18 protein-coding genes and 1 tRNA gene are annotated in these 19,406 nt (G+C 70.5%); 13 read left to right on the top strand and 6 right to left on the bottom strand.

Annotation, left to right across the window (positions count from 1 at the left end; genetic code table 11):
* Together K304_RS0109365 and K304_RS0109360 are read right to left on the bottom strand one after the other, a co-directional pair.
* Positions 1-726 carry an aspartate racemase/maleate isomerase family protein gene (locus K304_RS0109365; RefSeq protein ID WP_027763534.1) on the bottom strand — a complete coding sequence of 242 codons (726 nt, stop codon included), beginning with the start codon at positions 724-726 and terminating at the stop codon, positions 1-3.
* Between the two features lie 185 nt (positions 727-911).
* Complete coding sequence (locus K304_RS0109360) at positions 912-1,916, bottom strand: aspartate racemase/maleate isomerase family protein (RefSeq protein ID WP_027763533.1); 1,005 nt, start codon at positions 1,914-1,916, stop codon at positions 912-914.
* Positions 1,917-2,166: 250 nt separating this feature from the next.
* On the opposite strand from K304_RS0109360, the gene K304_RS0109355 reads away from it, so the two are divergent.
* Complete coding sequence (locus K304_RS0109355) at positions 2,167-3,129, top strand: D-2-hydroxyacid dehydrogenase (RefSeq protein WP_027763532.1); 963 nt, start codon at positions 2,167-2,169, stop codon at positions 3,127-3,129.
* Between the two features lie 43 nt (positions 3,130-3,172).
* On the top strand, positions 3,173-4,579 hold the full coding sequence (locus tag K304_RS0109350; RefSeq protein ID WP_027763531.1) for an amidase: 1,407 nt from the start codon (positions 3,173-3,175) through the stop codon (positions 4,577-4,579).
* Positions 4,580-4,737: 158 nt separating this feature from the next.
* On the opposite strand, the gene K304_RS0109345 is transcribed toward K304_RS0109350, so the two are convergent.
* Complete coding sequence (locus tag K304_RS0109345; protein ID WP_027763530.1) at positions 4,738-5,238, bottom strand: DUF3830 family protein; 501 nt, start codon at positions 5,236-5,238, stop codon at positions 4,738-4,740.
* Between the two features lie 209 nt (positions 5,239-5,447).
* On the opposite strand from K304_RS0109345, the gene ehuB reads away from it, so the two are divergent.
* From ehuB to K304_RS0109300, 9 genes are all read left to right on the top strand, one after another.
* On the top strand, positions 5,448-6,362 hold the full coding sequence (gene ehuB, locus K304_RS0109340) for an ectoine/hydroxyectoine ABC transporter substrate-binding protein EhuB (protein ID WP_027763529.1): 915 nt from the start codon (positions 5,448-5,450) through the stop codon (positions 6,360-6,362).
* Positions 6,363-6,364: 2 nt separating this feature from the next.
* Entirely contained in the window at positions 6,365-7,108 is a 744-nt protein-coding gene (gene ehuC / locus K304_RS0109335) for an ectoine/hydroxyectoine ABC transporter permease subunit EhuC (RefSeq protein WP_027763528.1), read from the top strand.
* Positions 7,105-7,758 carry an ectoine/hydroxyectoine ABC transporter permease subunit EhuD gene (ehuD, locus tag K304_RS0109330; RefSeq protein ID WP_027763527.1) on the top strand — a complete coding sequence of 218 codons (654 nt, stop codon included), beginning with the start codon at positions 7,105-7,107 and terminating at the stop codon, positions 7,756-7,758. The genes ehuC and ehuD overlap by 4 nt, the downstream gene beginning before the upstream one ends.
* Before the next feature lie 34 nt (positions 7,759-7,792).
* Complete coding sequence (ehuA, locus tag K304_RS0109325; protein WP_394813501.1) at positions 7,793-8,563, top strand: ectoine/hydroxyectoine ABC transporter ATP-binding protein EhuA; 771 nt, start codon at positions 7,793-7,795, stop codon at positions 8,561-8,563.
* Positions 8,564-8,794: 231 nt separating this feature from the next.
* Positions 8,795-9,553, top strand: a complete 759-nt coding sequence (locus tag K304_RS0109320; RefSeq protein ID WP_027763525.1) for an IclR family transcriptional regulator domain-containing protein — start codon at positions 8,795-8,797, stop codon at positions 9,551-9,553.
* 80 nt (positions 9,554-9,633) lie between these two features.
* Positions 9,634-9,707: transfer RNA gene (locus K304_RS0109315), tRNA-Lys, on the top strand.
* Positions 9,708-9,927: 220 nt separating this feature from the next.
* A complete protein-coding gene (locus tag K304_RS0109310; RefSeq protein ID WP_027763524.1) occupies positions 9,928-10,632 on the top strand; it encodes a GAF and ANTAR domain-containing protein in 705 nt (234 codons plus the stop codon).
* Positions 10,633-11,429: 797 nt separating this feature from the next.
* Entirely contained in the window at positions 11,430-11,888 is a 459-nt protein-coding gene (locus K304_RS28140; protein ID WP_106965558.1) for an ANTAR domain-containing protein, read from the top strand.
* Between the two features lie 217 nt (positions 11,889-12,105).
* A complete protein-coding gene (locus tag K304_RS0109300) occupies positions 12,106-13,482 on the top strand; it encodes an N-acetylmuramoyl-L-alanine amidase (protein WP_027763523.1) in 1,377 nt (458 codons plus the stop codon).
* 81 nt (positions 13,483-13,563) lie between these two features.
* Here K304_RS0109300 and K304_RS0109295 read toward each other — a convergent pair whose 3' ends face one another.
* Complete coding sequence (locus tag K304_RS0109295; protein ID WP_027763522.1) at positions 13,564-14,571, bottom strand: helix-turn-helix domain-containing protein; 1,008 nt, start codon at positions 14,569-14,571, stop codon at positions 13,564-13,566.
* Between the two features lie 511 nt (positions 14,572-15,082).
* Here K304_RS0109295 and K304_RS28135 point away from each other — a divergent pair.
* Positions 15,083-15,394 (top strand): hypothetical protein, encoded by a 312-nt coding sequence (locus tag K304_RS28135; RefSeq protein WP_037789713.1) that lies wholly within the window; start codon positions 15,083-15,085, stop codon positions 15,392-15,394.
* A gap of 107 nt (positions 15,395-15,501) precedes the next feature.
* On the top strand, positions 15,502-16,848 hold the full coding sequence (locus tag K304_RS28130) for a VanZ family protein (protein ID WP_051308173.1): 1,347 nt from the start codon (positions 15,502-15,504) through the stop codon (positions 16,846-16,848).
* A gap of 137 nt (positions 16,849-16,985) precedes the next feature.
* Here the strand turns inward: K304_RS28130 and K304_RS0109280 are convergent, their stop codons facing one another.
* Positions 16,986-18,305, bottom strand: coding sequence for an ATP-binding protein (locus tag K304_RS0109280; RefSeq protein ID WP_027763521.1), 1,320 nt, complete (start codon positions 18,303-18,305; stop codon positions 16,986-16,988).
* A 116-nt stretch (positions 18,306-18,421) separates the two neighbouring features.
* On the bottom strand, positions 18,422-19,258 hold the full coding sequence (locus tag K304_RS0109275; RefSeq protein WP_027763520.1) for a hypothetical protein: 837 nt from the start codon (positions 19,256-19,258) through the stop codon (positions 18,422-18,424).
* Between the last annotated feature and the right edge of the window lie 148 nt (positions 19,259-19,406).

Below are 19,406 nucleotides of genomic sequence, written 5' to 3'. Positions count from 1 at the left end.
CTACGCCCCGAAGAGGCGGCCCAGCGGCGGGCAGGTGACCGTGCGGTCGAGGAGGCGGAGCCCTTCCCAGACGGTGACCTGGTTGGCGGTGAGGACCGGCTTGCCGAGGACGGCCTCGATCTCCGGAATCCACGCCGCCGTGTGCAGCGCCGTGTCCGGCAGCAGGACGGCCTGCGCGTCGGGGTGGTCACCGCCGCGGGCGAGGGCGAGCACCTCCTCCTTGCCCCAGGTGCCGACCTCGGCCGCGGTGATGATGCCGCTGCCGCACATCGAGACCACCTCCGCGCCGGCGGACTTGAGGAACGCGGTGAAGAGTTCCGCGACGTCCTCCGGGTAGGTCGCCGCGATCGCGACGCGCTCGGCGCGGAGCGCCTGGACGGCGCGGGCGAAGGCGAACGAGGTGCTGGAGGCGGGCAGGCCGGCCGTGGCGGACAGCTCGCGCACCTGGTCGTGCGCGCCCTCCCAGCCGAAGACGAAGCTGGCGCTGGTGCAGGACCAGACGACGGCCTCGACGTCGTGCCGCTTGACCTCCGCCACGCGGTCGGCGAGCCGGTGGGCGGAGCCCATCTCCAGCAGCGCGTCGGCCCGGTGGGCGTCCTCGCCGATGTCGGTGTGCACGAGGGGCAGGCGCACGTCGGCGCCCGCCTCGTTCAGGATGCCCTCCAGTCGCGGGTAGTCGTCCTCCGCCGAGTGGCCGGGGTAGAGGAACCCCACAGCGTTCGCCATCTACGCCTCCTTCGTCTCTTTCGTTCGTTCGTTGCTCTGCCGGAGTTCGGCCGGAGGCCCGCCGGCCCTGCGCCGGGGACACGCCGGCCTGCCGCCGTGTCCGTACCTTCATGGAGGTGCCGGGCCCTCGCAGGGCCCGGCACCCCGTCCGTCGCCGTCTTCGTCGCGCTCCGACGGACCAGGCCCTACACGGGAGGCTGCGGGCCTCTGCCCCACTCGTCGTACCAGGGCTGTGCCTCGGCCTCGTGGCCGTCGAGCACCGGGTCGGCCGGGGAGGGCGCGGCGGCGGTCGCGGGCGGGGGCAGTACCGGCTCGGCCGGTTCCTCCTCCGTCACGGCCGCCCCCGGCAGCTCTTCGGCGACCGGCTCGAACGCGGTCTCCCGGAGGACGGGCTCGCCCTCCGCGACCGCGGGCTCGGCCGTGGTCGGCGTCATCGCCGCCGGGCCGCGTCGGGCCACCGGGTCCAGCAGCGCCTGGTAGGCGCCCACGGCGTCCTTGCCGATGCGGCGCAGCGCGGCCCAGACGGTCACCTGGTTCGCGGAGACCACCGGCATCCGCAGCTCCGCTTCGAGCTGCGGGATGACGTCGTAGGTGGGCAGGTTGGTGCAGCTGATGAAGAGTGCGTCGGGCTGGTCGTCGGCGACCGCCTCGCGTGCCATGCCGACCACGTCCCGGTAGGGGACGCGCCAGATCTCGCGGGTGAGGCCGAGGTAGCTGCGGCCGGTGACCGCGATGCCGGCTTCGCCGAGGAAGTCCTCCAGCGAGTCGGTGACCGACTTGGTGTACGGGGTGACGACGGCGACGCGGCGCACGCCGAGCTCCTCCAGCGCTTCCAGCAGCGCGCCGGAGGTGGTGAGGGCGGGCGCCTCGCCCGCGCTCTCCATCGCGACGCTCATCGCGCGTTCTCCTGCCGTGCCGCCGACGAAGCTGCCGGACGTGCAGGCGTAGGCCAGCACTTCGGGGGCCACGGCGCCGAGCGCGTTGACGGCCTCGCGCAGCGTCTCGTGCTCGCTGACGAGCCGGGCCAGGTCGAGGCTGACCTCGACGGGGACGAACGGGGTCCGCGTCAGGTGCAGCGACACGTCGTCCGGCACCCAGCGCCACAACTCGCGGTCCAGCGCGAAGTCGAAGGGTGCCACGATTCCGACGCCGCGCTGCGGCTGCGGTCCACCGAGGAAGGAGACATCCATTTACACGAGCCCCAAACAGACGAAGGGGTGGCGGACATGCCAAGAGGATGGGGGAAAGAAAAAGGGAAACCGGCCGGGCCGGGACGCCGGGACAGATGCCTTCATTGACGAAGGTAGAGCCCGCTACCTACCGTGGTCAATCCTTCCCGGTGGGCCGCCTCGCGGCTCTTCGTCACACTCCCCTTCCACCCCTGCCCGGTGCACCGCACGACACTCTCCGGCCACCCTCCTCCGATTGGTTGACGCCTGTATGTCCGACACCTGCGTACTGGTCCTGGACACCGATCCGCTGCCCGACCTCGACCGCCTCTCGGGCCGCGCGAGGGTGGTGCACGCGGACGAGAAATCCCTGGCAGAACGGCTGCCGGAGGCGGATGTGCTGCTCGTGTGGGATTTCCTGTCGGACGCCGTGCGGGAGGCGTGGCCGGGTGGTGGACCCCGCCCGCGCTGGGTCCACACGCCGTCCGCCGGGGTGGACCGGTTGCTGCCCGAGCTGGCGGATTCGGACACCGTCCTCACCAACGCACGCGGCGTATTCGACCAGCCCATTGCCGAATACGTGACCGGCCTCGTCGTGGCCATGGCCAAGGATTTCCGCGGGAGCTGGGAATTGCAGCGCGAGCGGCGCTGGCGGCACCGTGAGACATTCCGCGTCGGCGGCACCCGGGCGGTGGTGGTCGGTTCGGGCCCGATCGGCCGGAAAATCGGCCGCACGCTTATGGCACTCGGTGTCACGGTGGATCTCGTGGGGCGCACGGAGCGGGAAGGAGATCCGGACTTCGGACGCGTCCACGCCATCGACGGTATGCACACCCTTCTGGCCGGGGCCGACTGGGTGGTGTGCGTCGCTCCGCTGACCGAGTCCTCGCGCGGCATGTTCGACGCGGCGGCGTTCTCCCGGATGAAGCCGGGGGCGCACTTCATCAACGTGGGCCGCGGTCAGCACGTGGTGGAGGCGGACCTGCTGGAGGCGCTGCACGGCGGCCGCATCGCCGGGGCGGCGCTCGACGTGTTCCACACCGAGCCGCTGCCGGAGGACAGCCCGCTGTGGGAGGCGCCCGGCCTGTGGATCTCCCCGCACATGAGCGGCGACACCGTCGGCTGGCGGAACGACCTGGCCGTGCAGTTCCTGGACAACTTCGACCGCTGGTACGCCGGCGAGCCGCTGCACAACGTCGTGGACAAGGGCCTCGGCTATGTCCCCGCGACCTGACCCGTCCCACCGTTCCGTCCCTCACGGCACTCAGGAGGCCGCGTTGTCCGATCTCACCGCCCTGACCGCGTCCCGGCTCGTCGCCGGGTACGCCGCCGGCGACTTCTCGCCCGTCGAGGTCACGCGTGCCGCGCTGGAGCACGCCGAGGCCGCGCAGCCGCGGCTCAACGCGTTCGTCCGCCTTCTGGGCGAGACCGCGCTGGAGGAGGCGCGGGCCAGCGAGGACCGGTGGCGCCGCGGCGAACCGGCCGGGCTGGTCGACGGGGTGCCGGTGACGGTCAAGGACATCCTGCTGCAGCGCGGCGTCCCCACCTTCAAGGGCTCGTGGTCCGTGGGTGAGGACTCCCGGCCGTGGGACGAGGACGCCCCCTCGGTGGCGCGGCTGCGGGAGAACGGCGCCGTCTTCCTGGCCCGCACCACCACGCCGGAGTTCGGCTGGAAGGGTGTGACGGACAGCCCGCGGCACGGCGCGACCGGCAACCCGTACGACCCGGAGCGCACGGCGGGCGGGTCCAGCGGGGGCAGTGCGGCCGCGGTGGCGGTCGGTGCCGGGCCGCTGAGCCTGGGCACGGACGCGGGCGGCTCGGTGCGCATCCCGGCGTCGTTCACCGGCACCTTCGCGCTGAAGCCGACGTACGGCCGGGTGCCGATGTACCCGGCGAGCGCGTTCGGCACGCTGGCGCACGTCGGCCCCATGACGCGGGACGCGGAGGACGCGGCCCTGCTGATGGACGTGATCAGCGGCCCGGACGCGCGGGACTGGTCACAGCTCGGCCCGGTCGCGGGCACCTTCCGCGACGGCCTGGCGGGCGGAGTGGCGGGCCTGCGGATCGCCTACTCCCCCAGCTTCGGCGGGCAGGTGGACGTGGACCCGGAGGTGGCCGCAGCCGTGCGGCGCGGCGTGGACCTGCTGACGGACCTGGGCGCGCACGTGGTGGAGGCGGACCCGGGCTTCACGGACCCGGTGGAGTCCTTCCACGTGCTGTGGTTCTCCGGCGCGGCGCGCACCACGCAGTTCTTCACCGACGCGGAACGGGAGCGGATGGACCCGGGCCTGCGGGAGGTCAGCGAGCTGGGGGCGCGGATGAGCGCGCTGGACTACCTCGCCGCCGTGGACGAGCGGATGGCGCTGGGCCGGCACATGGGCCGCTTCCACGAGGAGTACGACCTGCTGGTGACGCCGACCATGCCGATCACGGCGTTCGGCAACGGGGTGGAGGTGCCGGCCGGGTCGGAGAACCCGCGCTGGACGAGCTGGACGCCCTTCACCTACCCGTTCAACCTCACCCAGCAGGCGGCGTGCTCGCTGCCCTGCGGAGTGGACGGCGACGGGATGCCGATCGGCCTCCAGATCGTGGGACCCCGGCACGGGGACGCGCTGGTGCTGCGGGCGGCGCACGCGCTGTACGGCGCGGGCGTGGCCTCCGGCGTACGGCCTCCCGCGGCCTGACGCCGCACACCCGGGGCTGGCCCTTCCCGGCCGCGGGCCGCCTGCGGCCTCGGACTCGGACTCGGACTCGGACGGCACGCTCTCGGGTACACGTACGGCCCCCGCCCGCCTCGGGCGGGGGCCGTACGCGCCTGTGCGGGGCGTGGGCCGGGTGTGGGTCAGGCGCGGCGGAAGTTGAGCGTCTCGCCGAGCGCGCCGGCCCGCCACAGGTCCTGGCAGGCGTCGGCCATCCGGTCGAGGCCGTCCACGACCGCCCCCCACACGATGCCGGGCACCCACCCCGCGTCACCGTTGATCAGCAGGTTGTTGCGTTCGTAGAAGAGCGCGAGGTCCACCACGGTGGTGCGTCCCTGGTGCTTGGCCTCGGTCTCGTAGCCGTAGGACTTCGTGCCCAACTGTGTGTCGGTGAAGGTGAAGTAGCACAGGTCGCCGGGGATGGGCGTGATGGTGGGATTCTCCAGCGGGGGTTCCTCCGGGGCGAACGGCGGGATGAGGGCGTAGATCTCGTTGCGCGCGTACTTGGCGTGGTACACGTCGCCGCCGAGAGGCAGCGCGTTCCACACCGCGTCACAGGTGATCGGCGCGCGCTCGTCGAGGAGCCTGGCCGTGCAGCTCACCCCTCGCTTGTCCAGGGACACTTCGATGAAGCGGTCCGGCATGCTGCCTCCCTCTCACGTTCTGGCCCGGCGCGGTGCCCGGAGCGGTGCCGACGGGTGACCCCGCCGTCGTGTCGGGCGGGGATCTTCTCCCCGCCCGTCAATACTGGCGCGACCTGTCAATACCGGCGCCGTCGTCAAGCCCACAACGGTGTCATCAAGGGCTGGAAACGATCTGCATGCTTTTCCTCAGCTTGGGTAGCCGCGCGCCCATGGCTCCACCACTCAGGGCGAGAACGCCATTCGAAGGAAAAGGTATCGGCCGTCGCTCACTCCTTGCAGGAGCGGCGGCGTTCGGTGCGTTCGGCGCGGCGGGGTGCACCATCGCACCGCCGCAGGGAAAGGTCGAAGGGGGCGACCTGCTCAAGCGCCTGCAGGACAAGGGCGTGGTCCGGCTCGGCATCGCCAGCGAGCCGCCGTACGGCTTCGTCAACAAGGAGGGCGAGGCCACGGGTGAGGCTCCCGCCATCGCCAAGTACATCTTCGAGAAGCTGGGCGTGCCGGAGACCCAGGCCGTCCCGGTCGAGTTCAGCGCGCTCATCCCCGGGCTGAAGGCCCAGCAGTTCGACACGGTCGCGGCGGGCATGTACATCAACCCGGTCCGCTGTGAGCAGGTGCTCTTCGCGGATCCGGACTACATCATGCTCGACTCCTTCATCGTGCCGAAGGGCAATCCGAAGGGCATCAAGACCTACAAGGAGATCGCCGAGCAGGGGCTGAAGCTCGCCACCGGCGAGGCGTACGCCGAGATCGACTACGCGCTGGGCAACGGCGTGAAGGAGAGCGACCTGCTCATCCTTCCCGACCAGGTGGCCGGCGTGAGCGCGGTCAGCTCCGGCCGGGTCGCCGCGTTCGCCGGCACCAACATCACGGTGACGCGGGCGGTGAAGGGCTCCGACCGCGTCGAGGCGACTGACGCCTTCCAGCCGTACGTCGACGGCGATCCGATGTACGGCGCGGGCGGCTTCGCGTTCCGCCTGTCGGAGAAGAACCTGCGTGACGCCTTCAACGAGGAGCTGCTCAAGCTCAAGGAGAACGACTACGCCGGTCTGCTCAAGCTGATGGAGCCCTTCGGCTTCACGAAGGACGAGATGACCGATCTGACGGCGAAGGAGCTGTGCTCCTGATGATGACCTCAGGCATGTTCACGACCTGGTTCCTGCCAGGCATCTGGATCACCATCCAGGTACTCCTGTACAGCGCGGCGCTGGCCGCCGTGGTGTCGTTCGTCGTCGGCATCCTGCGCACCTCGGACGTGTGGATCGTCCGCTTCCTCTCCGGCGCCTACTTCGAGATCTTCCGCGGGACCTCGGCGCTGGTGATGATGTTCTGGATGGTCTTCGCGGTGCCCACGCTGCTGAACCTCCAGTTCGTGCCGATGTTCGCGGGCGTGCTCGCGCTGGGCCTCACCTACGGGGCCTACGGCTCGGAGATCGTGCGCGGCGCCCTCGCCGCGGTGGCACCTGCTCAGCGCGAGGCGGGGATCGCACTGAGCTTCACCAAGATGCAGCGGCTGCGGCGGGTCGAGATCCCGCAGGCCTGGCCCGAGATGGTGCCGCCGTTCAACAACCTGCTGATCGAACTGCTCAAGGGCACGGCGCTGGTCTCCACCATCACCGTCGCCGACATGCTGTTCGCGGCGAACCTGATCAGGATCGTCGACGTGGAGAGCGCGCCGATCTACACCCTGATCCTGGTCCTGTACTTCGTCATCGCCTTCGCGCTCACCCGCGGCATGCGCGCCCTGGAGCGGCAGGCCAAGGCGGGCATCGGCCAGAAGCCGGAGAAGAAGGGCGGCCTGCTGAGCCGGCGGCTGAACCCCACCGGCATGAGCACGGAAGCCCGTAGTCACGGCGCGGGAGGCGCGGCATGAACGAGGCATGGGACTGGAGTGTCGTCGAGGAGTTCATGCCTCGCTTCTGGGACGGTGTGATCGTCACCTTCCAGGCGCTGCTGCTGGGCTCGCTCATCGCGTTCACGCTCGGCCTGGTCTGGGCCATCGCACAGCGCTCCGAGAAGGTCTGGATCAGCTGGCCGGTGACGGCGTTCACGGAGTTCATCCGGAACACGCCGCTGCTGGTGCAGCTGTTCTTCCTGTTCTACGTGGTGCCCGAGTGGGGTCCTGCGATGTCGCCGCTCACCACCGGTGTGATCGGCCTCGGCCTGCACTACTCGACGTACACCGCCGAGGTGTACCGCGCCGGCATCAACGGTGTGCCGGTCGGCCAGTGGGAGGCAGCCACCGCGCTGAGTCTGCCGAAGGTCCGCACCTGGACCTCGGTGATCCTGCCGCAGGCCATCCGCCGGGTCGTGCCCGCACTGGGCAACTACGTGGTGTCCATGCTGAAGGACTCGCCGCAGATCGCGGTCATCGGCGCCTTCGAGATGTTCGGAGAGGCGTCGGCCTTCAGCAACGAGACCTTCACCACGGAGGCCATCACCGTCGTCGGTATCGCGTTCATCGTCATCGCGTACCCGGCATCCGTTCTTCTTCGAGCTCTGGAGCGTCGTCTTGTCCAGTGACCACACCCCTTCGAAAGCCACCGCGAACCCGTCCGTGGACGGAAGCGAGCTCATCCGCTTCGACGGCGTGACCAAGCGCTTCGGGAGCAACGTCGTCCTGGACAACCTGGACTTCACCGTCTCCTCCGGCAAGCACGTCACGCTGATCGGCCCCTCCGGATCGGGCAAGACCACGATCCTGAGACTGCTGATGACCCTGCTCAAGCCGGACGACGGCACCATCAAGGTCGCCGGCGACTACCTCACGCACGAGCAGAAGGGCGGCCAGCTCGTCCCGGCGGGCGAGAAGCACGTCCGCGAGGTGCGCAAGAAGATCGGCATGGTCTTCCAGCAGTTCAACCTGTTCCCCAACATGAAGGTGCTCCGCAACATCACCGAGGCGCCGGTGCACGTCCTGGGCATGTCCAAGGACGAGGCGGAGCAGCGCGCCCGCGAGCTGCTGGAACTGGTCGGGCTCACCGAGCACATCGACAAGTACCCCACGCAGCTCTCCGGCGGTCAGCAGCAGCGCGTGGCCATCGCCCGCGCGCTGGCGATGCGCCCGCAGGTGCTGCTGCTGGACGAGGTCACCTCGGCGCTCGACCCGGAGCTGGTGGCCGGCGTCCTGGACGTGCTGCGCGACATCGCGCACACCACGGACATCACGATGCTCGTCGTCACCCACGAGATGAACTTCGCGCGGGACATCTCCGACGACGTGCTGATGTTCGACTCCGGCCGGGTGATCGAGTCCGGCGCGCCGGAGAAGATCTTCACCGACCCGGAGCACGAGCGCACCCGCGAGTTCCTCAGCGCGGTGCTCTGAACCGCCGCGCCGGACGGCCGCGGTGCCGTGCCCCTCGGGGCGCGGCGCCGCGGCCGTCCGTTCTTTCCGGCCTTCACCGGCCCCCCATATTCCGCTTCCGTGCTGTCGGCATATGACGAAGGTGGCAACACCCCGCGCACGGAAGGGTGTTGACGGTTATCGTGTACGCATGCCCGTCACCCCCCGCTTCGGCAACGCAGCGGATGGTCACTACCTTCCAGGGGGTCTTCCGTGACACTCCGGCCCGATCCGACGGCGCGCACGCACTCGGTCCAGTACGCCCTGCGCGTGCTGGAGACGGTCGCCCGGCATCCGGGCGGCATCGACGAGGAGCGACTCCTCCGGGACACCGGCCTGCCGCCCGGCCACCTCTCCCATCTGCTGCTGATGCTGCGTCGCGAGGGCTACCTCGAACAGGTCGAGGACGACGCGTACGTCGTCGGCGAGTCGCTGGTGCTGCTGTCCTCCGGCGGCGACCGGGAGCGGGCGCTGCGCGACCGCATCGACCGGACGCTCTCCGAGCTGCGCGACACCCTCGGCGCGGCGGTCTACCTGAGCCGCTACACGGACGGCGAGGTGGAGATCATGCGCTGCGCCGACAGCCCGGAGACCCCGGCTGCCAACGAGTGGGTCGACTTCCGCTCGGCCGGGCACGCGACCGCGATCGGCAAGTGCCTGCTGGGCCAGCTCGACCACGACGGGCGCCGCGACCACCTCGCCCGGCACCGCACCGCCCGCCTCACCTCGCGGACGATCACCGACGAGCAGTTCCTGCTGAACACCCTGGACAGACAGCCGCCCACCGTCCCCGTGCTCGACCTCCAGGAGTACGCGGTGGGCACCGTCTGCGCCGCCGTGCCCGTCACCGCCGGCACCGCCGTGGGCTGCCTCGCCCTCTCGCTCCCCGTCGAACACGCACACCGCCTGCGCACCGCCGCCGAAACCCTCAACGAACGCGCCGCCCCCGTGATGCTCTCCCTGGCCATCTGAGGACGCAACGACACAAAGGGGGCGGGAGCCCGTGGTCACGAGCACCGCACGGGACCAGGTAGTATTTCCTCCGTCGACACGCGCCGTTAGCTCAGTTGGTTAGAGCAGCTGACTCTTAATCAGCGGGTCCGGGGTTCGAGTCCCTGACGGCGCACAGACACCGAAGGCCCCTCGCCGAGCGAGGGGCCTTCGCCGTTTCCGGCCGGACGGGCCGCCGCACGCCCGCTCACGGCCGCCGCACGCCGTCCGCCGGTGCGGCAGAGCCGCGAACGCGGCCCGGGGGTTAAATGGACGGTGAGGGGCGTCGAGACGGTACGGCTCCTCGCCCGAGGAAGAGGCAGAGCCCGGGAGAACCACCGACGGAGAGGGCGGCAGTGGACGACAGCTCGTGGAAGGACTTCGCCTCCCACCTGGCGGAACTGGCCCGGAGCCTGCTGGCCCAGGAGTCCGTGCAGGACACCCTCGACCTGATCGTGGACAACGCCGTGCGGCTCGTGGACGGCTGCGACTACGCCGGCATCCTCACCGTCGAGGGCGGCAGGAAGGTCCGCACCCTGGCGTCGACCGACCAGCTCGTGCGGGAGTCGGACGCGGCCCAGGAGGAGTACGCCCAGGGGCCGTGCTTCGACGCGGCCCGCAAGCGCAACGAGATCTACCGCATCAAGGACATGACGACCAACGTGGAGCGGTGGCCCCGCTACGCGCCACGGGCCCGGCAGCTCGGCATCGGCTCCATGATGGGCATCCTGCTCTACACCGAGGACGACAACCTCGGCGCGCTCGACATGTACGCGGCCGAGCCGCGCACCTTCAGCCAGGAGTCCGAGCAGGCGGGCTGGCTGCTCGCCTCGCACGCGGCGGTCGCCCTCTCCAGCGCCCGGAGTCACGCCCAGCTCGCCACGGCGCTGGAGTCGCGCAGCGAGATCGGCGAGGCCCTGGGCATCCTCATGGAGCGGTACAAGGTCTCCGAGGCCGAAGCCTTCGCGGTGCTGCGCAAGAGTTCGCAGGACCAGAACGTCAAGCTCCGGGACATCGCACGCCGGGTGACCGAGACCGGCGAGATCCCCGGCGCACGCTGACCTCCGTCCCGGCCCCTTCGTGCGGGGTCCGGGCGCACCGGCCGTCTCCCGGTCGTCCTCGTGGTCTCCCCGCCGGCCTACCTGGGCGCCGGCCGGTGGCCGACGCCACACCTCCGTCGCCGCCGCCCGGGCCGGGCGGGTGTTTGGGCTGTTCGGGGCGGGGCAGCGGTGTGATCAGTGCTTCAGATCGGGAGGCACACAGCGCGGGAGTTCTCCGCTTCCGTGTGACCAGGCGCGGCGCCGAAGGCGCCGGGTCCGGGTCTGTGTGTCCTCTCCCGCGCTGTCCCCTGTCCGGGCAGTCGATGGGAGAGGACCCCGCCGTGACCCTTGCGCCCACCCGAACCTCCGCGCAGGCGCCTTCCGGCGCCACCGCCGCGCACCCCCCGGCGTCGGGCGCGCGCCGCTCTCCGGCCGGGTACGACGCCCGGGGCGGCCCGCCCTCCCCCGGCTGCGCGGTTCCCGCACCCGGATCCTCCGCCCAGGTCGGGCCCTCCGCCCGGCCGCGCGTCCGTCCGGCGAAGCGATTCTGACCGGACCGGGGCGGTTTCAAGGCGCCGTGTCACGGCTACCGGGACGGCATACGCGCGAGCAACCGGTTGCCAGTGCGAAGGCGCCGGAGGTTGGGACCTCACAGCCTCCGGCGCCGCTTTCTCGTCGAGCGACTCCTCTCCTCGCCTGCCGTCCCGAGGTGCCTCCCCGCCTGCCGTCCCGCACCGCGACGTACCCCTTGCCCACCGGCCTTCCGGCGACCGCGCCCTGTCGGCGCACGCCGGGGCCACCGTTACCGAGGACGAGGAATGAGCACCTTCGACGACGCAGACCGTGATGCCGAGGGCCGGAGGGCCGTCGTGCCGGACGGCGCGGGTCCGGCCGGAGGGCCGGCGTCCGTGGACGGCGACGGCCACGGCGACGGCGAGGGCCGGGACGACCTCCTGGGCGCGGCACGCCGGGTCGCCCTGGAGGCCGAGGTCGAACGGCTGCGCGACGAGGTCGGGCAGCTCCAGCAGGCGATCGAGAGCCGCGCCGTGATCGACCAGGCGCGCGGCATGGTGATGGTGATGTGCCGCTGCACGCCGCACTCGGCGTGGGACGTACTGGTGGAGGTCTCCCAGCACACCAACACCAAGCTGCGCACGGTGGCCGGTTCCCTGGTGGCCACCACGGACGGATCGACGCGGATGCCGCGGGAGTTGAGCACCGCGCTGGCCGAGGCGCTGCGCAGACGCCGCGGCCACCGGACCCACCGGCAGCGATGAGGGCCGCTCCGGGCCGTACAACGCCCCGGCGCGGCCTTTCGTTCGAGACGCAATGTCTTGTACCTGACAGAGTCACCCCGCACCATGGCGGGGACCACCGCCTCCCGGGGCCACGCCGACCCGTCTGCCGGCGTGCCAGTGGTCCGGCGGTCCGCGTCTCCCGGCGCACGCGGCTGCGCCGTATCCCCCCACTCGCGCCGAGAGCGGAGACGAGTCGATGACCTGGAAGGTGTTCAGACGCTCCCGAGGCACGATCCTCGGCATGGCCGTCGCGCTGTCGCTGACCACGGGCGTGCAGGCCGCGACCGCCGCCCCCGCACCCGACGGCCCCCGCGGGCCGGCCGGGAACGCGGTGAACACCGCGTTCGCCGACGCCGCCGCCGAGTTCGACGTCCCCCGCGACCTGCTGGTGGCCGTCGGCTACGGCGAGACCCACCTGGACGGCCACGACGGCGAGCCCAGCCACGCGAACGGCTACGGCGTGATGCACCTGGTGAGCAACCCGGAGCGGCACAGCCTGGAGCGCGCCGCGAAGCTCACCGGCGAGTCCGTCGCCGACCTCAGGGGCGAGACCCCGGCCAACATCCGCGGCGGCGCCGCCGTCCTCCGCGGCCTCGCCGACGACCTCGGCCTGGACGCGGCCGAACGCGACGACACCGACGCGTGGTACCGCGCGGTCGCCCGCTACGGCACCGCGGACAGTGACCAGGCCGCCCGCCTGTACGCGGACGCGGTCTACGGCATCCTGTCCGACGGCCTCCGCACCTTCGTCGCCGGCGGCGAGATGGTGCAGGTCGCGCCGCAGGACGTGGCGCCCGAGCGCGGCCGGTACGCCGAGGTGTCCCGCCTCCCGGGCATCCAGAGCGCCGACTACCCGCCGGCCCACTGGGTCCCGGCGAGCTCGAGCAACTACTCGTCCGGCCGGTCCTCCGCGATCACCCACATCGTGGTGCACGTGACGCAGGGCTCGTACGGCGGGACCATCAGCTGGTTCCAGAACCCGTCCGCCCAGGTCAGCGCCCACTACGTGGTCCGCTCCTCCGACGGCGACGTCACGCAGATGGTCCGTGACGGGGACACCGCCTGGCACGCCCGCTCGGGCAACCCGTACTCCGTCGGCATCGAGCACGAGGGCTACGTCGACGACCCGTCCTGGTTCACCGACGCCATGTACCGCTCCTCCGCCGCGCTGACCAAGCACCTCGCCGACCGCTACGGCATCCCCAAGGACCGCGCGCACATCGTCGGCCACCACGAGGTCCCCGGCAACGACCACACCGACCCCGGCCCCCACTGGGACTGGAACTACTACATGTCGCTGGTCGGCGGCGGTGGCGGCGGCACCGGGACGCCCTTCCCGACCTGGGGCTCCGGCGTGAACATCCGCGAGGCCGCCACCACGGACTCCGCCGTCGTCGGCACCCTCGGCGGCCCGACGACGGTGCGCGTCGAATGCCAGGTGCGGGGCCAGATGGTCAACTACGACGGCTACAGCAACGACGCCTGGTCGTACGTGCCCGCCTACGGCGGCTACCTCTCCAACATCTTCATCGACGTCTCCGACGCCTGGTTGCCGGGCGTCCCCACCTGCTGAAGTCCCTCTCCCCAGCCGAGGGCCGCGGTTCCCGCCAGGGACCGCGGCCCTCGGGCGTCCGCACGAGGGCGGGAGCCGCCGTCAGGGCGGCGGGCCGTCCAGCAGCGCCCGTCCGAGCGGCGTCCTGCGGTGCAACACGTGCGTACCGTGCCGGCTGGTCGTGAGCAGCCCGGCCTCGCGCAGCACCGACGCGTGCCGGCTGGCGGTCGACGGCGCCAGATCCATCGCGGTGGCCAGTGCCGTCGTCGTCATCGGCCTGCCCAGCAGCTCCAGCATCCGCGCGCGCGAGGCGCCGATGAGCTGCGCAACAGGGGGCGTGGCCCGGCCCTGCCGGGTGCGCAGCAGCCAGCCGGGTGTCGGCGACAGCGGATGCACCAGCACCGGCGGCAGCTCCTCGTCCACGAGGGCGAGCGGGGTGCGGACGCAGAAGAAGCTCGGCACCAGCGTCAACGTGCGCCCGGCGAGGTGCAGTTCACGCCGCACCGGGTACGGCGCCAGCAGCGTGTCGCCGCGCGCCTGCCAGCCGGGCAGCTCGGTATAGCTGGCGAGCAGCCCCTCCGCGCCGCCGGCGAGGGCCACTTCGCCGCGCCGGGACCGGTCGGCGGCGGCCTGCGCCCGTATCGCCGGCCCGTACGGCGCGACCGCCACCTCGTAGTACCGGCGCAGCCCCGTGCCCAGCCGGCGCAGCGCCTCCGGCTCACCGGCGGCCAGCGACCGCAGCCCGGACGGCACCGGCCCGCCGGAGTACGTGTGCAGCCGCTCCAGTTCGGCGGCGAGCCGCCGCCTCGGGGTGGACAGCACCCGCTCCACGGCCGCCTCGAAGTCGACCCCGGTCTCGCCGCGTCCGGGCGTGAGGAAGTCCGGGAAGTACGGTGCGGCCGGGCAGACGCGCATCAGGTCCTGGACGACACCGGTCAGTCCGGCCCGCTCCAGCGCCGCCCGCACCTCCCGGCGCCACGGGTCGAACGTCAGCGCCGCCTGCTGGTTCTGCAGCAGATGCAGGCTGAGCACGACCTCCCACATCGGGTCCGCACCCTCGGCGACCCGCAGCCGCGCCAGCTCCCCGCGCGAGAATTCCACTTGCAGCACGACACGACACCCCCGCAGGGTCACGTCCCCGGTCGCCGGGATTCTACCGACCCCACCCCCGGCCCACCCGCCTCAACAGCCGTCCCATCCCCGTGATGCGCTTCTCGCGTTGGCTATGGGGCTTGGCGTTCGGCTGCCAGAAGGAAGCTCATCGTGTGTTGATCATCACACAGCGTATGGCGCTCACGAGTTCATTACTTGTTGCGCACATGCCGTGCCGGGCATAGCGTGACGCCTTGTTGATCACTGCCCAGATGGCCAAATGGCTGCGGTTTCAACGGAGTTGAAGGCAGGGGGGCTTCAGCCGGCTGATCACGTGATGTTCCTTCTGCTGTCTCCCAGTTTCATCACGGCCACAAGCTGTGACCACTTTTGGAGAGGACACGCAGTGCGATTCTCAATCAAGAACGTTGCCCGCGCCGCAGCGCTGGCGGGCGTGACCGTGGCAGCGCTTGGTACCGCTACGACGGCACAGGCGGAGTCGCGTTCTTCCGAGGGCCAGGCATCCCTCATGGCCAGCTGCCCGAGCAGCGGCTACATCTTCCGCTACATGACCTGCACCACCTTGAGCAGTGGTGTGCTCACTCACGCGAAGTACACCAACGACGTGACGTGGACCGAGTACGAAAAGGACAGCGGCAGCCGCATCTACCGCAGACTGGGCTATCAGGGCAACGGCAACGGCTGGGGTGGCTGGGGCTACCAGTCTTCCGGTGAGACGGACGCCAAGACCTGGACGGGCCTGGAGTACTGCAACGCCACGATCGGAGTGATGGAGGTCAGCGGGCAGCAGACCTTCCAGACCCCGCTCGCCGACTGCTGAGGAACACCCCGTGACCGCTCCGGTCGACCCCCGGTTGAGGGGTCGACCGGAGCGGTCCCGTCTGCCTGCCGCCCTGGCCCCGTATACCTCGATAGGCTCTCCTCCTCGTGTTCTCTGCGATCTTCAAAGAACAGACGGCATTCATTGTCGTCGCCTCACTAGCGGTGCTGCTCGTCGCAGCCGCTGGCTACTTCCTCGCCGACCGGCACGCCGAGCGCGCCTGGTCATGGGCCATCCTGGGGGCAGCGGTGGCGGCGGAGGTTGCTCTCACTCTGTTCCTCTCCGGTGGAAGGGGGAACTCGAGCACGGGCAAGTGCGTGGTCAACCACGACTTCGCCGAACCCTTTGCCACCACCCAGGGCATCCTCAACCTTGCGCTGTTCGTCCCCATCGGGATCTTCGGCGTCCTGGCCTCACGCCGGTTGCTGCCCGTGCTGGCCGGCGGGATAGCACTCACAGTGGCCACGGAGTTCCTCCAGACTCTTCTCCCGGGCGTCAGCCGGGGTTGCGACAGCAGCGACTTGCAGATGAACGCCTTGGGGGCCGTCACAGGCGCCCTGGCTACCTACGGCATCCTGCGGGCCTCTGGCCGCGCTGTGAAACCTGCCGGTGCGGCAGCAAAGCCCACCGCTCTGGGTGGCCTCGCAGTCCTGCTCCCGGCTGCTGTCGTCTGGAATCTGTGGATTACCCCCGTACACGTCGATGCCACGAGCCTGCAAGGCCCCGACGATGCACAACGCACCGCTGCCGAGAAAGCCGTGTCCCGAGCTTTCGACGACCACCAGGAAGTCGTGAAGATCCAGTTCAGCCCCGGAGTCGCTGGCGGGCCCGAGGCGCTACTCATCGCTCTTGAATCAGGGAGTGCACGACTGAGTTGGCCCGACACCTCACGATTCACCGCGACCCTTGAGGCTTCGAACCGCACCACCAACGGCAGTTTCCCGATTGAGGGTGCCAAACGTAAGCCGGGGAACGAGCAGGATGCCGAAGAGATCGCCCGTCGCTACGCGGAGAGGCGCTATCCGTGGGCAACGTCTGACGCAAAGGTACAGGTCAATCCCATGGGAGAACTGGGCTGGATCGTGAGCTGGCGGCGTCTGAACAGCGACGGCGTGCTCCTGCCCATGCGTCTTGATGTGCAGATCAACACCGAAGGTCGCGTTTCCCAACTTCTGGTGAACGACATCAAGGATCCAAAAAGTCTGCCCGCTCCAACTCTTAGCGAAAAGAAGGCATCGTCGATCGCACGGAAATCGGTCCACGTTCCCAAAGAGATTGTCCTCACGGCGCAGAGGTGTGCGTTGCGAGCGACAAAGCGTAACGGAAACTGGCGTACTGACTGGGTCTGTCCCTTTCAGACCAACGACCCCGACTTCATGGTCGCGCCCATCCACGTCGACGCCGTAACGGGAAAGGCACACAAGACGCAGGGGCCGCAGGAATTGCAGCGCTAACCGTGATGTTGTGAGGTCCCGTCAGCAAGCTGACGGGACCTTTGGCGAGCGGGTGTTTCGGTGTTCGGGCGGGCCGGTGGCCCGGCTGTCGTGCCGGGTGGACGCGGGGTTCCACTGCGCGCCGCTCGAGCCTCGTCTCAAAGGAGGGGCGCCTGGTCCCGCTCGGCTTCGGAGTTCTCGCCACTGTCGTCTCCCCGCTTCGCCAACGCGTCGGCGAAGCTGTCGTCGATGAACGGCACGCCGCCGTAACTGCCGCCGAGGTAGCGGCGTTCCCGGTTCTCGTCCAGCCGGGGCTTGAAGTCGGCGAGCGCGACGAGTTCCGAGGCCTCGTGCTCGTTCTTCTCCACGAACCACACCTGGTCCCGCTTGAGGACCTCTTCGCCGTCGACGCGTCCGAGCAGGCTGGCGTCATGGGTGGTGAAGACGAGTTGCGCGCCGCGCGGATTGCTTTCGGGGCGCTGGAAGAGGCGCACCAGCGCCGCAGTCAGGAGGGGGTGCAGGCTGGAGTCGATCTCGTCCACGACGAACGTGCCGCCGCGTGCGAGGACGGACAGGAACTGGGGTGCCTGTTCGATGAGTGCCCGCGTCCCGCTGGACTCGTCCCGCAGGTCCAGCCTGACCACGCCGTCCCGGCCGCGATGCGCCACCCACGGGCGTCGCTGCTCCACCGTGCCCTCCGCGTCGAGCTGGCGCTGGAGAGAGCGCGGAACGCGGCCCCGGTACTGGCTGCGCAGCTGGTCCTCGTCCATGACGACCTGCTCCACACCCCAGTCCTCGATGCCCAGGTCGGCGGCGCGCAACAGGTTGCGGAGCTGCGGAAAGCTGTCGGGGGTCTCGAACATGCGACTGACGGGCGGCGTCCGCAGACCGTACCGGGCGGTGCGGAACCGCAGCCCGTCCCGGAACCAGTCGTACACCGGGCGCACATCGGGCAGCTTCGACCGGGCGGCGAGGGAGATGAAGAGGACGTTCGGCTCGGTGATGCTCTCCACCAGCTCCAGGGCCGACCGGGGCTGCGAATGTCCGGGCTCCACGGCCTCCCCGGAGCGCTGGAAGATGATCCGGCGCTTGCCGTGGGGATACGTGTACAGCCACTCGTCCTGCACCCGCTCGTCGTCCACGCTGAACCCGTACGTGTGCCGGACTCCGCCGAGCAGGAGATCGACGACGTACCAGGAGGGTTCCCCCGCGCTCTCCCGGTCGAGGCGGAAAGGCGAGCGAGGAACGCCTCCGTCGGGCTCGGCGTCGCGGTAGGAGTCCACCACCATCCCGGCCATGTACTGCAGCGCGTCGACGATGTTGGACTTGCCGGCCGCGTTCGCTCCGAAAACGCCGGCCACCGGGACGGCCGGCCAGTCCGATCCGGCGGGACGGTCCGCCTCGTACACCCACCTCAGCTGCAGTGCCTGCTCATCGCGGATCGACCGGTGGTTGGCCACCCGGAAATTCACCAGCACTGATGGCCTCCTCTCCACGATCAGAGCCGTCTACGCGCAAGTGAATCGCGCAGATGCCCCTCTGGCAACCGGCACAGCGAGAGCACAGCCCACCCGAACACCTGTGCCGCACCCAGTCAGGCGACGGTGATCGTGACCGTGGCCTCGGTGCAGTCCCGGCAGAGGCCGGGGGTGGGGGCGCGGAAGACGCGGTCGCAGCCGTCGCAGTCCTGGAAGGGGTGCGGGCGTGGCGCGGCCGTCGGAGCGGGTGGGGCGGCTTCGGCAGGAAGGGCGGGCGGCAGCCACTCCGCCAGGCGGTGGGCGAGGAGTCCGGCCGGGCGGCGGATCGGGTCGGCGGGAAGGTCGGCGCTGAGAGTGCGGACGGCCGCCTCGGGAGCCACCCCCCGCTCCAGCCAGGCGGAGAGGGCGGGCGCGAGGCGGGCGACGTCACGAGTGCTGAGCAACAGGCGCGCGTCGTGCGTACGGAGCCGGGCCAGGAGGTCCGACGCCTCGGGGTGCGCGGGTGGTTCGGCTGCGGCGGGCTTCGCGGCGGGCCGGGGCCTGGGCGTCGGCGGCGCGGGCTTCGCCGGCCGTGGCGGCGGGGTCTGGGAGACGGCGAGGTGTTCGGGCAGGTCGAAGGAGACGGTACGCGTCACGCGGCGACCGTTGGGGAGCCGTTCGACAGTGCGGCGAAGGTAGCCTGCGGCCTCCAGCTCGCGCAGCGCGCGGGCGATGGTGACCTCGCCTTCGCGGAAGCGGGCGGTCAGCGCGCGGATGGAGACGAGAGCGCCGTCCGGCCTGGACTGGATGTGGACGGCGAGCCCGATCGCGACGAGCGACAGGTCGTCGTGCTGGGCGAGGTGGTTGCCGACCACGGTGAAGCGTTCGGTGTGGCGGTGCCGTACGTGGACGACACCGGCTCGCGGAACGCCGTGTCCGGCGCGCGCGGGCGCGTTAAGCTGCTGTTCAGCCATCGGAAGGGCTCACTTCCAGGTGGTCAGACCCTCGTTTGGGATTGCAGTCCCGGGCGGGGGTCGTCCTATGGGTGGGTTGTCTCGTCGGCGAGCCTATGCCGATCCGCGACGCATGTGACCATCCGTCAGCGATTGTCACCCGCACGAG

It is taken from the genome of Streptomyces sp. CNS606, assembly GCF_000426325.1.
Note: the sequence above shows the minus strand (reverse complement) of the source record. Positions and strands in the feature narration are given on the sequence as shown.

Bases quoted from the DNA above. Each gene is read 5' to 3' on its own strand.
- K304_RS0109365 (WP_027763534.1), bottom strand. From the start codon at position 726: ATGGCGAACGCTGTGGGGTTCCTCTACCCCGGCCACTCGGCGGAGGAC.
- K304_RS0109360 (WP_027763533.1), bottom strand. From the start codon at position 1,916: ATGGATGTCTCCTTCCTCGGTGGACCGCAGCCGCAGCGCGGCGTCGGA.
- K304_RS0109355 (WP_027763532.1), top strand. From the start codon at position 2,167: ATGTCCGACACCTGCGTACTGGTCCTGGACACCGATCCGCTGCCCGAC.
- K304_RS0109345 (WP_027763530.1), bottom strand. From the start codon at position 5,238: ATGCCGGACCGCTTCATCGAAGTGTCCCTGGACAAGCGAGGGGTGAGC.
- ehuB (WP_027763529.1), top strand. From the start codon at position 5,448: ATGGCTCCACCACTCAGGGCGAGAACGCCATTCGAAGGAAAAGGTATC.
- ehuC (WP_027763528.1), top strand. From the start codon at position 6,365: ATGACCTCAGGCATGTTCACGACCTGGTTCCTGCCAGGCATCTGGATC.
- ehuD (WP_027763527.1), top strand. From the start codon at position 7,105: ATGAACGAGGCATGGGACTGGAGTGTCGTCGAGGAGTTCATGCCTCGC.
- K304_RS28140 (WP_106965558.1), top strand. From the start codon at position 11,430: ATGAGCACCTTCGACGACGCAGACCGTGATGCCGAGGGCCGGAGGGCC.
- K304_RS0109300 (WP_027763523.1), top strand. From the start codon at position 12,106: ATGACCTGGAAGGTGTTCAGACGCTCCCGAGGCACGATCCTCGGCATG.
- K304_RS28135 (WP_037789713.1), top strand. From the start codon at position 15,083: ATGGCCAGCTGCCCGAGCAGCGGCTACATCTTCCGCTACATGACCTGC.
- K304_RS0109275 (WP_027763520.1), bottom strand. From the start codon at position 19,258: ATGGCTGAACAGCAGCTTAACGCGCCCGCGCGCGCCGGACACGGCGTT.